14 protein-coding genes and 1 pseudogene are annotated in these 15,043 nt (G+C 63.7%); 11 read left to right on the forward strand and 4 right to left on the reverse strand.

Features of this window, described 5'->3' with window-relative positions; all coding sequences use genetic code 11:
• Positions 1-155: 155 nt before the first annotated feature.
• From E0501_RS05200 to E0501_RS05210, 3 genes are read left to right on the forward strand one after another with little or no spacing between them, the layout of a single operon-like run.
• The gene (locus E0501_RS05200; RefSeq protein WP_137700265.1) at positions 156-599 is read left to right on the forward strand and encodes a calcium-binding protein; all 444 of its coding nucleotides are present in this window, start codon (positions 156-158) and stop codon (positions 597-599) included.
• Positions 587-4,543 (forward strand): VCBS domain-containing protein, encoded by a 3,957-nt coding sequence (locus E0501_RS05205; RefSeq protein ID WP_137700266.1) that lies wholly within the window; start codon positions 587-589, stop codon positions 4,541-4,543. The genes E0501_RS05200 and E0501_RS05205 overlap by 13 nt, the downstream gene beginning before the upstream one ends.
• 24 nt (positions 4,544-4,567) lie before the next feature.
• Positions 4,568-5,041: a calcium-binding protein gene (locus E0501_RS05210; protein WP_137700267.1), complete on the forward strand. Its 474-nt coding sequence runs from the start codon at positions 4,568-4,570 to the stop codon at positions 5,039-5,041.
• A 57-nt stretch (positions 5,042-5,098) separates the two neighbouring features.
• Here E0501_RS05210 and E0501_RS05215 read toward each other — a convergent pair whose 3' ends face one another.
• From E0501_RS05215 to E0501_RS05225, 3 genes are read right to left on the reverse strand one after another with little or no spacing between them, the layout of a single operon-like run.
• Positions 5,099-5,896, reverse strand: coding sequence for a TIGR03084 family metal-binding protein (locus E0501_RS05215; protein ID WP_137700268.1), 798 nt, complete (start codon positions 5,894-5,896; stop codon positions 5,099-5,101).
• Positions 5,893-7,869: an acetyl/propionyl/methylcrotonyl-CoA carboxylase subunit alpha gene (locus E0501_RS05220; RefSeq protein WP_137700269.1), complete on the reverse strand. Its 1,977-nt coding sequence runs from the start codon at positions 7,867-7,869 to the stop codon at positions 5,893-5,895. Before E0501_RS05220 ends, E0501_RS05215 begins: the two co-directional genes overlap by 4 nt.
• Before the next feature lie 3 nt (positions 7,870-7,872).
• Positions 7,873-9,492 carry an acyl-CoA carboxylase subunit beta gene (locus tag E0501_RS05225; protein WP_137700270.1) on the reverse strand — a complete coding sequence of 540 codons (1,620 nt, stop codon included), beginning with the start codon at positions 9,490-9,492 and terminating at the stop codon, positions 7,873-7,875.
• 295 nt (positions 9,493-9,787) lie between these two features.
• Here E0501_RS05225 and E0501_RS05230 point away from each other — a divergent pair, with 295 nt between their 5' ends.
• The 8 genes from E0501_RS05230 (at position 9,788) to E0501_RS05260 (ending at position 14,656) form a co-directional block, all read left to right on the forward strand.
• Positions 9,788-10,672, forward strand: coding sequence for a tetratricopeptide repeat protein (locus E0501_RS05230; protein WP_161594558.1), 885 nt, complete (start codon positions 9,788-9,790; stop codon positions 10,670-10,672).
• Entirely contained in the window at positions 10,641-10,919 is a 279-nt protein-coding gene (locus E0501_RS05235) for a hypothetical protein (RefSeq protein WP_137700272.1), read from the forward strand. Before E0501_RS05230 ends, E0501_RS05235 begins: the two co-directional genes overlap by 32 nt.
• Positions 10,920-11,004: 85 nt before the next feature.
• The gene (locus E0501_RS05240; RefSeq protein ID WP_137700273.1) at positions 11,005-11,226 is read left to right on the forward strand and encodes a hypothetical protein; all 222 of its coding nucleotides are present in this window, start codon (positions 11,005-11,007) and stop codon (positions 11,224-11,226) included.
• Between the two features lie 450 nt (positions 11,227-11,676).
• Positions 11,677-12,381, forward strand: coding sequence for an NAD-dependent epimerase/dehydratase family protein (locus tag E0501_RS05245; protein ID WP_328591470.1), 705 nt, complete (start codon positions 11,677-11,679; stop codon positions 12,379-12,381).
• Positions 12,365-12,595, forward strand: a complete 231-nt coding sequence (locus E0501_RS21735) for a Rossmann-fold NAD(P)-binding domain-containing protein (protein ID WP_328591466.1) — start codon at positions 12,365-12,367, stop codon at positions 12,593-12,595. Before E0501_RS05245 ends, E0501_RS21735 begins: the two co-directional genes overlap by 17 nt.
• Positions 12,592-13,584 carry a UDP-glucose 4-epimerase GalE gene (gene galE / locus E0501_RS05250; RefSeq protein WP_137700274.1) on the forward strand — a complete coding sequence of 331 codons (993 nt, stop codon included), beginning with the start codon at positions 12,592-12,594 and terminating at the stop codon, positions 13,582-13,584. The genes E0501_RS21735 and galE overlap by 4 nt, the downstream gene beginning before the upstream one ends.
• A complete protein-coding gene (locus tag E0501_RS05255; RefSeq protein ID WP_137700275.1) occupies positions 13,581-13,907 on the forward strand; it encodes a hypothetical protein in 327 nt (108 codons plus the stop codon). Before galE ends, E0501_RS05255 begins: the two co-directional genes overlap by 4 nt.
• A 41-nt stretch (positions 13,908-13,948) precedes the next feature.
• Complete coding sequence (locus tag E0501_RS05260) at positions 13,949-14,656, forward strand: IS6 family transposase (RefSeq protein WP_137700276.1); 708 nt, start codon at positions 13,949-13,951, stop codon at positions 14,654-14,656.
• A 52-nt stretch (positions 14,657-14,708) separates the two neighbouring features.
• On the opposite strand, the pseudogene E0501_RS21470 reads toward E0501_RS05260, so the two are convergent.
• Positions 14,709-14,828 (reverse strand): annotated as a pseudogene (locus E0501_RS21470) (IS3 family transposase); the annotation flags it as partial.
• Positions 14,829-15,043: the final 215 nt, after the last annotated feature.

A 15,043-nucleotide genomic window follows, 5' to 3' on the forward strand; every position in this document is an offset into this window, starting at 1 on the left:
TTCACCCGGCGGGGCAGGTTTTCCTTGCCGATGGCGGTATCGCGCGACATAGTGCTGGTACGGTTGCGTGGCCCATTTTCAGGGTTCGTTGGTATAGAGTTTTTTAGGATCAATATTTTGTGAGGAATTGATGTGCGTTTTTCGTTCTTTGGCCGTTGGTTGAACACTTCCGACATGACGGTTACCGGGTCCAACCGGGGGGAGTTCATCCGCACCCGGGGCCGGGGGGCAATGATTTCGTCGATGCGCGCGGCGGCAATGACCGTATCCTGACGAATCGTGGCGACGACACGGTTCTGGCCGGCGACGGCAATGACCTGGTGCTGAGCGGAGCGGGCGATGACAGCGTCGATTGCGGCGCGGGCCGGGATTACGTGTTGACCGGGTCTGGGAATGATTGGGTCGACGGCGGCGACGGGAACGACATAATCCGTGCAGGCAGTGGCGACGACACCGTCGATGGTGGCGCGGGCCGGGATTACGTCTTTGCCGGGCAGGGGAACGACACGCTGACCTTCACGCTGGAGAACGGGAGCACGAGCCCCATGGCTGGCCCGACTATTACGATGGCGGCTACGGTACGGACATGCTGGTGGTGAACCTGACGGCAGCGCAATATACCGATGCCGCGCTGCAGGATGAACTGGCCGGTCTGCTGGACATGGCCGATGCGGGCGGCCTCGGATACGGAATGCAGTACCTGTCCGCGCTAAACCTGCGCATCCGCGGGATCGAGGCGGTCGAGATCTATGTCGATGGCGTGCCGACCGATCCGCGCGATCCGGGCGCGCCGAATCTGGTGGCGGAGGATGATGTCTTTTCCACCGGCGAGAACACCGTGCTGGCGGAAGATGTCGCGACCAATGACAGTTACCCGGCGGGGGCGGTGTTCAGCCTGCTGACGACCGTGTCCTCGGGGGTGTTGACGCTGAACGGGGATGGCACTTTCTCCTTTGATGCCGGCAGCGATTTTGACGCCTTGGCCGTGGGGGATACCGCGGTCGAAAGCTTCACCTACAGCGTGAGCGCAGGCGGAAGCAGCGCCACGGCGACGCTCACCATCACCGGCACGAATGATGCGCCGGAGGTGGCCGCGGCGCTCTCCGCATCGGCGGCTGAGGATGATGCGGAGTTTACGCTCGACCTGCTGGCTGGCGCCATTGATGCCGATAACGGCGCGACGTTGAGCGTGCAGAACCTGACAGGCCTTAGCACGGGGCTGAGCCTTGTCGGCGGCACGCAGGTTGCGGTGAACCCGGCGCATTCGGTGTTCCAATCGATCCCGGAAGGCGATACCCGGACGATCACGCTGACTTATGACATTGTCGATGAGCATGACGCCAGCGTGCCGCAAACCGCCACCATCACCCTGACGGGGACGAACGATACCCCATTCGTGGTGGGCGCGCTGAACCAGACACTGGCCGAAGATAGCCTGTGGATGGATTTCAACCTGCTGCAAGGGGCGCTTGACCGTGACGCGGGTGATACGCTTTCGGCGGTCAATGTTTCGGCGCTGCCGGCGGGTTTCAGTCTTTCGGGGAACAGTCTCATCGTCGACCCGGCCGATGCTTCATTCCAGAGCCTGAACGTCGGTGACAGCGTGACCCATGTCGTCAACTATGACGTCGAGGATCAACTTGGCGCGTCCGTTCCTCAAAGCGTCACGGTGACCATCACCGGTACGAACGATGTGCCAGAAGTGGCTGCGGCACTTTCCGCGTCGGCGGCTGAGGATGATGCGGTGTTTACGGTCGACCTGCTCGATGGCGCGTCGGGCGTGGACGCGGGCGCGGTTCTGAGCGCCACCAACGTCAGCGGCGTGCCCGCCTGGGCGGCGCTGGTGGGCAACAGCCTGGAGGTCGATCCCGGCCATGCCGACCTGCAATCGCTGAACGTGGGCGATACGGCGACGGCGGTGGTCAGCTACACCGTCGAGGACGAGCATGGCGCGAGCGTGCCGCAGACGGCGACGCTCACCATCACCGGGACGAACGATGCGCCCACGGTGGCGTTTGCATTGGCCTACAGCGCGGCGGAAGACAGATCACCCTTCGATATCGACCTGCTTCTGGGGGCTGATGATGTTGACGATGGCGCGGTGCTTTCGATCATCAACATGGATCCGATTCCGGCCGGGTTTTCCCTTGTCGGCAATACCCTGACCGTGGATGCCGGGGATGCCGCGTTCCAGTATCTCGATCTTGGCGAGACCCTGGCTGTCACGCTGAATTTCGAGATCAGCGATGAAAATGGCGGCACGGTGCCCCAATCGGTTACCGTGACGTTCCTTGGCCGCAACGACGCGCCTGTCGTGTCGGCCGAGTTGACGGGCACGACGAACGAGGACGTGTCCGGCTTTACTGCCGACCTTCTGGAGCATGCCTCGGATGTCGATGCGTCCGAAGTGATCTTTGCGCAGAACATGGTGCAGACGGCGGGGCGGGCGACACCGTTCAGCGTCCTTGGGAACGAGATCACCATCGATCCGTCGGGGTTCCAGGATCTTGCCTTGGGCGAGAGCGAGACGGTGAGCTTCAGCTATGAGGTGTCGGATGGCGATGTGGCGGTGCCGGCCACCGCGACCTTTACCATCGAGGGGCGCAATGACGCGCCGATGGTCAACGGCACGGTCGATTTGCAGCTGGCCACGAACGGCACGGCATTCAGCCTTATGCCGGACCCGGGGCTGTTCACCGATGTCGACGCGAGCGACACGCTGACGATGAGCGCGCAACTGGTGGGCGGATCGCCGCTGCCGTCCTGGCTGAGCGTCGATCCGGGCACGGGCGAGTTGAGCGGCACGCCGCCAAGCGGGGCGGGGCTCTATCACATCGAGTTAACCGCGACGGACCCGCATGGCGAAAGCGCGAGCACGCAGTTCTGGCTGGCGCAGACCGATGCCGTGCTGACCGGCACGCCGGGCCGTGACACCCTGACCGGAACGAACGCGCCGGAAATCCTGCTGGGGCTGGAGGGGAACGACTCTCTCAGCGGTGGACGCGGTGATGATATATACATTATCCGCGACGGCGAAGACATTGATTTTATTGAAGATAACGGTTTCACCGGTGCGGACAAACTGTTCCTGCCGGGGCTGACGCCGAGCGATGTGGAGCTGGACCGGCTTGGCCCGGGAAGCTCGGATCTGGCTATCCGCAAGGATGGTGAGTTGATGGCCATCGTCAAGCGCGCGCTGGATGGCGATGCCGGCGACACGATCGCAGAACTGGTCTTCGAGGATGGCACCACAATGACGGTGTTCGAGATCCGCGACCTGTTTCTGGCACAGGATCAGGGCACGGGCAATGACCGCGTCTTTGGCTTTGCCGGCGATCAGACGATCGACGGCGGGGAAGGCAACGATTACCTTTCGGGGCGCGGGGGATCGGACACCTACGAGTTCGAAGCCGGCGACGGGCGCGACGTGGTCTGGGATGACGGGTTCGGCTCGACCGACGTGGTGCGCTTCCTCGACTATGCCTCGACCGATGCGAGCTTCATCTCGAAGCCGGGCGACCGGAGCACGGTGATCATCGATTTCGGCAATGGTGACAGCGTGGAACTGCGCAACGCGGTGGACACCAACGCCAGTTACGAGATCGAGCAGGTGACCTTTGACGGTGATGGCGTGACCTTTACGCCGGAACAACTGCGCCAGTTGCTGATCCATCAGTCCGAGACCGCGGGCGACGACTCGATTGTCGGTTTCGGCCTGAACAACGAGCTCGAGGGCGGTCTGGGCGATGATTTCCTGACCGGCAAGCGCGGCTCGGACACCTATGTGTTCAACATGGGCGGCGGGCGGGACCGTATACTGGACGATGGGTTCAGCTCGACCGATACTCTGCGCTTTACCGATTACGCGCTGGCCGATGCGACGTTCAGCCGGGTGGCGGGCTATGCCAATGACGTTCTGATCAGCTTTGCCAATGGTGACAGCGTGACGATCATGGGCGGCTTCGACGGCGGCGCCACGAACGGGATCGAGCGGATCGAGTTCCTGGGATCGGGCGGACTGGAGCTGCTGACCCAGCCAGATGTGCGCGCAACGATCCTGTCGAGCGAGCCGACGTCGGGCGATGATGTGATCAGTGCCGATTTCAGCACGAACGATACGGTGAACGGTGGCGCCGGGAACGATTTCCTGACCCTGGGCCGCGGGTCCGACACCTATGTGTTCGAAGCCGGGGGCGGGCGCGACCGGATCTTTGACAACGGGTTCAATGCGACGGACGTTCTGGACCTGACCGATTTCGTGATCGCCGATGCCAGCTTCCGGTTGCGCGAGGGCCAGCCAGAAAAACTGGTCATCACCCTGCCGGGCGGTGACGAGGTGATTGTGATCGGGCAGACCGGTACGGCGGGCAATATCGAGCAGTTCGTCTTTTCGGACGGCACGCTGAGCTATGCCGATATCCTGGCCAGCCCGGCCTTTACCGGCGCGCCGGGGGATGTGTTCACCGGCACCGCCGGCGCCGACACGCTGAGCGCCAATGGCGGATATGACCACCTGTTCGGGCTGGGTGGCGACGACACCTAAGAGTTCGACGCGGGCGACGGAAGGGTGGAGATCGAGGAGAACGGCAGTTTCGGTGGCACCGACCAGCTGATCTTCACCTCCTATGCCTCGACCGATGCGACCTTCAGCATGGTGGCGGGCGATCCCGATGACCTGGTGATCACGCTGCCGGGTGGCGACGAGGTGCTGGTGCGCAATGGCCTGGGCAGCAGCGCGGTGGACCGGATCGAGCAGTTCGTTTTGAACGGCGATGCGACGACATTGTCAGCGGGCGATCTGCGGGCGCTCTTGCTGGCGCAGCAGCAGACCGCGGGCGACGACGTGTTCAACGGCCGTGACATTGCCGAGGCTACCTGGAACCGTCTGGTGCCGGGCAGCGATGACCTGCTGGTCGAGTTCGTCAATGGCGATAGCGTTCTGGTGATCGGCGGAGCGTCGAACAGCTTCAATGACCGGATCGAGACTTTCACCTTCGACGATGGCAGCCTGACGCACACGGATGTGTTTGCGCTGATCTGATCGGGTTCGAAAAGCGAAAGAGGGCCGCGGTGTTTGCCGCGGCCCTTTTGCATGGCCCTAACGCGCGCGGTGGCGGCTGCCGGGGGCGGGGGGCGTTTCGGGCGGACCGGCGAAGCATTGCGCATGCGCCATCCAGGTTTCGGCGACAGGACCGGTGACGCGGAGCGCGGTATCGGCCAAGGCGCGGGTCTGCGTGACAACGGCGGCGAAATCCACCGCCGGGCCGGTGATGGTGTTGGCCGGGTCTTCGCCATAGTCCCATACGGCGCCCGAGGGGGCGGTGAGCGTGACGCGCGGCATCGCTGCCGGCACCGGCAGGCCATGCACTTGGTGCGACCAGCCGAAGGTGTTGATGCCGAGGACGACGATGTTGCGGATGCGGTCGGAGTCTTCGCGGGCGCGGCCCAGAAGGTCGAACACCTCGAATCCGTGGGCCCAGGTTTCCATCTGCCGGGCGGTCATCGACGAGCGCGCCGACATCGACGGGCCCACCCAGGGCAGGCGCGCCTTCGGGTCCATCTGCTGCCAGCGCTGGCCAATGTCGCGGGCCAGCGCGATCCAGGCGGCGCGCAGGTCGGGGCCGCGCGCCGTGATTTCGGCGTTTTCGATCTCGCGCAGGGTGCCGCCGCGTTCGAACACGGCCATGACGCGCGCGGCGAGATCGGCAAAGGCGGCTTCGTCCTGCGCCGAAAGATCGGCGGCGCGGTTCCAGAAATGCAGGTGCACGAGAACGTCGTTGATCGTCCAGCCCTTGAACTGGGTCGCGGCATCGAAGGCGCGCGCATCGAGATCCGCGATGGCGGCGTGCAGGACTTCGGATTCTTTGAGAAAATCGGCGGCTTGGGTGAGGGTCATGTGTCCTCCGCGATGCGGGCGATGAGGGCGCCGGTGGTGAGCTGATCACCTGGGGCGACATGCAGTTCGGCCAGCGTGCCATCGGCGCCGGCGGTGAGTTGATGTTGCATCTTCATCGCTTCCAGCACGGCGATGGTCTGGCCTTTGGCGACGGTGCTGCCCAAGGCGGCCTCGACCGAGACGACGCGCCCCGGCATCGGCGCGGTAATCTGGCCGGGGTGGGCCTCGGCCCCGTCGCTGGCCCAGGGGCAGTGGCGCGCGGCGTGCAGCGTGGCCGTGCCCAGTTGCAGGTAGAGCCCGCCGGTGCCATCGGGAGCGGTAAAGGCGCGGTGGCGGGTGCCGTCGATAAGCACGGTCAGGCGGCCCGCGTCGCTGGACAGGACGGTGATCTCGTGCGGCTGTTCGCCCGTGACGGTCCAGTGATCGGGCCCGTGACAGCGGGCCTGCAGGGCGTGCGTGGTGTCGCCGGCGGAAAGATCGAGCGGAATAGGTAAGCCGCCATCGGAGGCAAAGCCCAAGAGCGTGTCGTCAGGGAGCGACGAGACCGCGTGGGCCGTCTGCATTTCCGAGCGCAGGAGCAGGGCCGCAGCGAGCGCGAGAATGTCGCTGGCGGGCGGTGTCGCGCGCAGGCCATCGGGAAACTCGGTGTCGAGAAAACCGGTGGTGGCACGGCCTTCGGCGAAAGTGGGCGTGTCGAGGATGGCCGAGAGGAAACCCGCGTTGGTGGTGAGGCCAAGGCAGGCGGTATCGGCAAGCGCCGCGCGCAGCCGCGAGAGCGCAGTGGCGCGGTCGGGGCCGTGGGCAATGATCTTGGCCAGCATGGGGTCGTAATATGGACCGATGTCCTGACCCTTGGCGATGCCCGCGTCAGTACGGATGCCATCGCCCGCAGGCGGTGCCCAGAGCGCGACTGTGCCGGTGGCGGGCAGGAAGCCGTTGGCGGGGTCCTCAGCATAGAGCCGGGCCTCGATCGCGTGGCCGGAAAGCGTGACATCGCCTTGCGAGAGCGGCAGGGGGTCGCCCTGCGCTACGGCGATCTGAAGGGCGACGAGATCGAGCCCGGTGACAAGTTCGGTGACCGGGTGTTCGACCTGTAGCCGGGTGTTCATTTCGAGAAAATAGAATCGGCCATCCTCGTCCAGCAGGAACTCGACCGTGCCGGCGCCGAGGTAATTGACGGCGCGGGCGGCCTCGACCGCGACAGCGCCCATCGCGGCGCGCATCTCAGGGGTGAGGGCAGGGCAGGGGGCTTCTTCGAGCACTTTCTGGTGGCGGCGCTGGACCGAGCAGTCGCGTTCGCCGAGATGAAGCATGGTGCCGTGGCTGTCGGCAAAGACCTGGATTTCGACGTGGCGGGCATTCTGAATCGCGCGTTCGAGAATGAGCTTGTCCGAGCCGAAGGCATTCTGCGCCTCGTCGCGCGCGCGGGCGAGGGCGGCGGGCAGATCGGCCGCGTCACGGACAAGGCGCATGCCGCGCCCGCCGCCGCCGGCCGCCGCCTTGACCATGACGGGAAAGCCGATCGCCTGGCCCTGCGCGATCAGGGCTTCGTCGGATTGATCGTCGCCGTCGTAGCCCGGCACGCAAGGAACGCCGGCGGCCTGCACCGCCTGCTTGGCGCGGGCCTTGTCGCCCATGATCTCGATCGCGTCGGGGGAAGGGCCTATGAAGGTGAGACCGGCCGCGGCCACCGCGCGCGCGAAATCGGCGTTTTCAGACAGGAAGCCATAGCCCGGATGGATGGCCTGTGCGCCTGTTGCGCGCGCGGCGTGCAGGATGGCCGACGCGTTCAGGTAACTTTCGCCGGCCGAAGCGGGGCCGATGCAGACCGCCTGATCGGCCAGCGCGACATGCGGGGCGTCCGCGTCGGCGGTTGAGTGCACGGCGACGGTGATGAGGCCGAGCCCGCGCGCGGTGCGGATGATGCGGCAGGCGATCTCGCCCCGGTTGGCGACAAGAAGCGTGTCGAACATGGCTCAGATCCTTGCCACGCCGAAGGCATTGGGGCTCAGGCTGCGCGTACGGGCCTCGTGGCAGGTGTCGAGGCAGAAGGCGATGACCTTGCGGCTGTCGCGCGGGTCGATCACGCCGTGATCGAGCACCTGGCCCGAGGTGTAGAACGGGTGGGCCTGGCTGTCGAAGATCTGCTGAATCCGTGCCTCCTGCGCGGCGAGGCGGGTTTCGTCCACCTCGATCCCCTTGCGCGTGGCACCGGCGCGGGCGACGGCGGACATGGTGCGCGCGGCCTGTGCCCCGCCCATCACGCCCGAGCGTGAATTGGGCCAGGCGAAGAGGAAATCGGGCTCATAGGCGACGCCACACATGCCGTAATTGCCGGCGCCGAAGCTCGATCCGCAGTAGAGCGTGATCTTGGGGACGCGGGCGTTCGAGACCGCCTGGATCATTTTCGAGCCATGCTTGATCATGCCGGCGCGCTCGTACTCGACGCCGACCATGTAGCCGGTGGTGTTGTTGAGGAAGAGAAGCGGCGTACCGGCCTGGTCGCAGGCCTGGATGAAATGGGTGGCCTTGGCTGCGCCGTCGGGGTCTATGGGCCCGTTATTGGCGAGGATGCCGATGGCGTGGCCGTGCACGGAAGCCTGGAGGCAGAGCGTGGCGGGGCCGTAGCCGGGTTTGAATTCGTCGAAATCCGAGCCATCGACCAGCCGCGCGACCAGTTCGCGCGCGTCATAGGGCGTGTGCAGATCGGTGGGGATGATGCCGGCTATTTCGTCGGGATCGTGGGCCGGGGCGGCGTGGGGCCGGGGCGCACGCGCCGGCATGTCGCGGTTCCAGTCTAGCCGGGCGATGACGCGCCGGGCCTGGGCGATGGCGTGCACGTCATCTTCGGCCAGGTATTCGACGAGGCCCGAGGTAGTGGCATGCATTTCAGCGCCGCCGAGGTCTGCATCCGGGGTCTTTTCGCCGGTGGCAGCAAAGACCAGCGCGGAGCCCGCCAGCGCGGCCATGCCGTTAGATTTCACGCCGATCACGTAGTCCGAGAGGCCCGGCATGTAGGCGCCACCGGCGGTCGAGGGGCCGTGCAGGATGGCGATGGTGGGCAGGCCCGCGGCCGAGAGCCGGGCGAGGTTACGGAAGACGGCGCCGCCGCGGGCCCAGTCGCCCACGCGGTAGTTCATCAGGTTTGCGCCGGCGCTTTCGACCAGATGGACGAAGGGCAGTTTCTGGCGCAGGGCGATGTCCTGCATCGAGAGCATCGCATCAAGCGACTTGGGCGAGAGCGCGCCCGCGTTAATGCCGCTGTCATCGACCACGACCATGCAGCGCGTGCCCGAAACGAAGCCGATGCCGCCGATGAAGGTGGAGCCTGGAATGGATTTCTCCGGATCGTCCGTATCGGCGAGGTAGCCCGCGAGGCTGTGCAGCCGCAGAAAGGGCAGGCCGGGATCGAGCAGGTGGGCCAGCCGTTCGCGCGGGGTGATCTGGCCGCGTTCGTGGAAACGTGCGCGGCGTTCCTCGGACTTGCGGGCGGTGCGATCCTCGAGCGCGCGCAACTCGGCTATGGCGGTCAGCATGGCGGCGCGGTTGACGTCATATCCCGGCGAAGATGGCGTGAGGGTCGGTCCGTTCCACATGTCGCCCCTCCCAAGGCATGATGGCTGGGCACGACGATAGGAAGGGCGCGCGCGCAGGGCAAGCAGGGGCGCACGCGACGTGGCGTTTCGAGCCCAGGGGACCTATGAGATGGAGGACGGCCGGGTTTTGGAATGGACGTTCCGGGGTCTGCGGGTGCGTGCGCTCGTCCTAGGATTGTTGAGTTGTATCAAAGACATTTGCGGAACATGGACTAGACTTTGCGTGGTCAAGTATTCTGTTATTGCTTTGCGGAATACGGGCCAAGGCGATTCCGGCACAAGAGGACGACACCGCATGACGAAGGCTGAAAGCATCACAACTCGGGTGGGTAGGGCAACGCATATTCGTGCGGCGCTTGGTGCCATGCTGATTGCCAGTGCCCTGTCGATGGGTGCTGCAGGCTATGCACAAACCGCGGTGGATGCCGTGCCCGCGGTGGAAGAGGCCAACAATGCGCTGTGGTCGGACCCAGATGCGGAAACCGTGGCGCGCGCCCGGCAGGTGCTTGAGGCTGCGGCGGCCGGCGGTGACAGCGAGGCCCGGTATCGCCTGGGGCAGCACCTGCTGAATGGCTGGGTGCTGGAGCGCGACACCGAACAGGGTTTGGCATGGCTGGACCGCGCGGCGAAGGCGGGCCATGCCGCAGCCCAGGCGGAACTGGGCCAGGTTTACCTGTGGGGCAAGCTGGTGCCCGCGGACCCGGACCGCGCCGAGGAGTTGCTGGCCGCCGCGGCGGACAAGGGAGATGTCACGGCCCAGCGTGTGCTGGGCGAGCAGTTGGTGGGAGGCTGGACCCTGCCGCGCGATGTGGTGCGCGGCCAGAGCCTGCTGGCGCAGGCAATCGCGCAGGGGGATGCGGCGGCGCATGTCGCGCTGGGCAAGCTGTTGATGTACGGCACGGGGCTGGACATGGACAAAGCCCAGGCACTGGCCCATTTCGAGGCCGCCGCCGAGGGCGGCAATGGTCACGGGCTGGCCGTGTATGGCGAAGACCTGATGTGGAAGTTTACGGCGCCCGAGGATGCGGAGGCGATGCTCGTGCGTGCCGGTGAGATGGGCGCGAGCGAAGCCTGGGTCGCGTTGGCGCACGGGGCCATGTACGGCTACCTGGGCGGCGGGTCGGTGTCGCGCGCGAAGTTCGCCGGTTATGCCGCCAAGGCGCGCGGCGGGCGAGGATGAAATCGAGGTCTACGAGGCCACGCGCAACATGTGGGGAATCAACATGCGCGCCGACGGGCCCGAGACGATCGCCCGCCTGCGCCATGCCGCCGACGGTGGCAACGCGGCAGCGGCCGGGTTCCTGATCGAGCTATTGCAGGATGGCAATGATCTGAACCTGCGTCGCGATCTGGACGCCGCCGGGGAAGCCCTGGCGCTCTATGGCAAGCTATTGAGTGAAAAGGCGCGCAGGAGCAATATGCGCTGACGCTGAAGGCGGCGGGGGCAGAGGGGCCGGAGGCCTATGCGGCGGTGGCCGAAGCCTATGCGGCGCAGCCACAATTGGTATCCGCATGGTTCGCCCAGGAGATCATCAAGGCCACCCCCAACGTCGCCTTTACATCCTTCAGCGCCGGTTCCGCGACGCGGGCAGCTATGCCGGTCCGCTGGACGGTTATGCGACACGCGAGACCTTGCGGGCGGTTTACAAGGCCTGCCTGAAACTCGACCGGTCCGAGCGCTGCGACGACAGCGTGATGCGGCCCGACATTCTATCGGAACTTCTGGTGCGTTAACCAACGGTAAGGATGTGGGACCGGTGCGGGCAACCACGATTGCAGAGCATGGCAAAACGCGAATCGGTCACAGCGGAAATCCTGCCTTTTGAGAAGGTTACCCAGCGTAAGTCGTTCAATTTTACAATCTTAAATTGTGATCTTGAGCGGTGAGTCGGCGTATAGGTGGATAGCTGCGCAGGAAAATTAGACAAATGGCGAAACTGTGCAGGTAAGACCGCGCAGAAATGTTTAGAGTTAATGTCTTTCAGACTGGTTAGTTTAAATTGGGAAAATTGGGGGCTTCTCCGGCGGAGCCTGCGGCCGAGTTTCGGCAGATTGGGGAAACGACATGATTGAACGAAAGACATTTCATCCGGAATTCCGGGAAGACCTGTCTCAGGAGACCGGAAAGACCGTCTTGGTAGCGGGGGGACGGGATTTATCGGGTCAAATCTGAGCCATCGCCTGATTGAACAGGGCGACAGGGTAATCTGCGTCGACAATATGGAGACGGGGCGGCACGAGAACATCGCTGCGTTGCTGGCCCACCCGAGTTTCAAGTTTTTCAGGTACGACATCATCGAGCCTTTCTCTGTCGCGGGACCAGTGGACCGGATTTACAACCTGGCCTGTCCCGGCTCGCCACCGAAATACCAGATCGATCCGATCCATACGTTCAAGACGTCGATCATCGGCGGGATGAACCTGCTTGAACTGGCCGAGGAGAAATCGGCGCGTATCCTGCAGAGTTCGACCTCGGAGGTGTATGGTGATCCGGATATTTCGCCGCAACCCGAGGACTACCGCGGACTTGTGAATACTGTCGGCCCGCGTGCTTGTTATGACGAGGGCAAGCGCTGTGCGGAGACGCTGTTTCATGAAATGCACGAGCGGGCAGGCGTCGATACGCGGATTGCACGGATATTCAACACCTATGGCCCGCAGATGGACCCCGAGGATGGACACGTGGTGTCCAACTTCATCATGCAGGCCTTTACCGGCGAAGACCTGACGGTGTATGGCGATGGCCAGCAGACGCGGTCTTTCTGTTATATCGAGGACATGCTGGACGCGTTGACCGCATTGATGGAAGCAGACGAGGTGATCAGTTCGATCGAAGACCCTGTAAACCTTGGCAATCCCCGGGGAATTCACGATGCTGGAACTTGCTGATCTGGTCCTTGAGTTGACCGGGTCGCAGTCGAAACTGGTGTTTTGGGACCTGCCGGTCGATGATCCGCGCCAGCGGCGGCCGGACATTACCCGGGCCGGGAAACTGCTGGGCTGGGCGCCCCGTGTGCCGCTGCGCGACAGATTGGGCCCGACCATTGCATATTACCGAAGCGAGTTGGCGCGCCGGCAGTTGGGTTTTGGGGATGTTGCTTGAAACCAAGTGGTAACCAGTCGGTTCTTGTTACGGGCGGCGCGGGATATATCGGCAGCCATGCATGCAAGGCGCTGGCGCGGGCGGGGTTCCGGCCGGTGGTCTATGATAACCTGTCGCGCGGGCATGCCGACGCGGTGAAATGGGGGCCGCTGGTCCAAGGAGACCTGAACGATACCGCGCTGCTGAGCGAGACGTTGAGGGCCCACGAGATCGATGCGGTGATGCATTTCGCGGCCTTCGCCTATGTCGGTGAAAGCGTGAGCGACCCGGGGCTTTACTATGCGAACAATGTCGGCGGGATGATCTCGCTCTTGTCGGCGATGGCGCAGGAAGGCGTGGGCCGGATCGTTTTTTCGTCGAGCTGCGCAACCTATGGCATCCCCGAGCGCCAGCCGATTTCGGAGGAGGCGCCGCAGGAAACGATCAACCCCTATGGCCGTACCAAGCTGATCTGCGAGCGGATGCTGCGCGATGCGGCGGCGGCCACGGGTCCGCGTTATGTTGCGCTGCGCTATTTCAACGCCGCGGGGGCCGACCCCGAGGGTGAAATCGGCGAGCGCCATGACCCGGAAACGCATATCCTGCCGCTGGCGCTGATGGCGACGACCGGGCAGGCGGAGTTGCAGGTATTCGGAACGGATTACCCGACGCCGGACGGCACCTGCATTCGCGATTACATCCATGTGGACGATCTGGCCCGGGCCCGTGTTCTGGCGGTCGAGCATCTGCTGGAGGGCAAGGAAAGCCTTGCATTGAACCTAGGAACCGGGCAGGGCCATTCGGTGATGGAAGTGATCAAGTCAGTCGAACGCGTGACCGGGCGCGCGGTGGCCTGGAAGGCCGCGCCGCGTCGGGACGGCGATCCGGCCGAACTGACGGCGGATCCGTCCCGCGCGGAACAGGTGTTGGGGTTTCGCGCGCAGTATACCGACCTTGATGAGATCGTGGCGCATGCCGCGCCATGGTTTGGCCAACCCGGTGGGAAATGAGCTCGGCGCGAAAGCATCACCCGACATCTGATCCGCGCCCGTTTCTCGAACCCATGTTCAGCGGCGCGGGCGCGCTGAAATATTACGCGATTACCGGGCTTTGGCTGTTGGCTGCCGGGTGGTTCTGGGCATGGTGGCTACAACCCGAACACCTGATTGCCCCGGTACGTTTCTGGATCGTGACGGCCGGGATGCTGTGGATCTGGGGGATGCAGCTATACTTCGTGCAGGTGTTCCTGCAGGCGCGGCGCCCGGCAGCGCCCGATCCGGTGCCGGGGCAATGGCGCGTTGCGATGATCATCACGAAGGTCTTGTCAGATTAACTTGGCTTGAGGCGGGCAGGGTGCTTTCGTAGCCTTTGACGATGATCATACGCTCCCCGATCAAGTACTTCAAAACCAGCCCCGAGGTCATCCGCTTGGCGGTGATGCTCTATGTTTGGTTTCCGCTATCGCTCAGAAACGTCGAAGACCTGCTGCACGAGCGCGGCATCGACGTCAGCCATGAAACCACTCGGTTCTGGTGGAACAGGTTTGGTCCGATGTTTGCCTCTGAGATCCTGCGGCGGCGTGTTCAGCAGCTGCGCGCCTTTTCCCGATGGCAGTGGCAAGTGGACGAGGTCTTCGTGAAGATCAACGGTGAGCGGCACTACCTCTGGCGAGCCGTTGACCACGAAGGTGAGGTGCTGGAAAGCGTTGTCACCAAGCGGCGCAACAAGCGCGCTGCATTGAAAATGCTTAGGAAATTGATGCGGCGGTATGGTCCACCGGAAGTTCTTGTCACCGATCGGTTTGCTTCATACAAGGCTGCACTTCGCGATCTGGGTTGCGATGATCTGCAGGCTTGCGGTCGCTGGCTCAACAACCGCGTTGAGAATTCACATCTACCATTTCGACGGCGAGAAAGGGCGATGCAGCGCTTTCGGCGAATGCGAAGTCTGCAGAAATTCGTGTCCGTCCACTCTTCCGTCTTCAACCACTTCAACCAAGACCGCAGCCTCTCCAAACGGGATCATTTCAAACGCAACCGAACCGCTGCTCTGGCCGAGTGGCGCGGTCTCTGCGCGGCATAATGGACAGTGCCACTGTCCTTGCAGAGACGAGTTCGAATTAGTCTGCACCACCCTGTTCAACAACGCCGATCTGTCCGATCGCGTTGAGACAGGGCATACCTTGTCCCATCAGAACCTCAACCTGCCGTGACTTCGAGACAATCTCTTCGAGCTTTGGTCGCCTGTTTGCCATTCTTGGTCGTCCATTTCCTAAACATAGCGGTGGACCAGTTCAGTTGGGGAGGCTTAGGAAGCACGTCCTTAAACTTGCCACAAACCTTCGAGGCCCAAAGGCCACGAAGAAACTAGTAAATCGAAAAAAACGGAACAACAAAGATATTCACCGTAGAGGGGCGTCAATCTGCTCTGTTGACGAAGCTGTCGCTGAGTCAAAGCATTACTTTGGTT

It is taken from the genome of Marimonas lutisalis, assembly GCF_005434965.1.
Taxonomy (GTDB): Bacteria; Pseudomonadota; Alphaproteobacteria; order Rhodobacterales; family Rhodobacteraceae; genus Marimonas_A; species Marimonas_A lutisalis.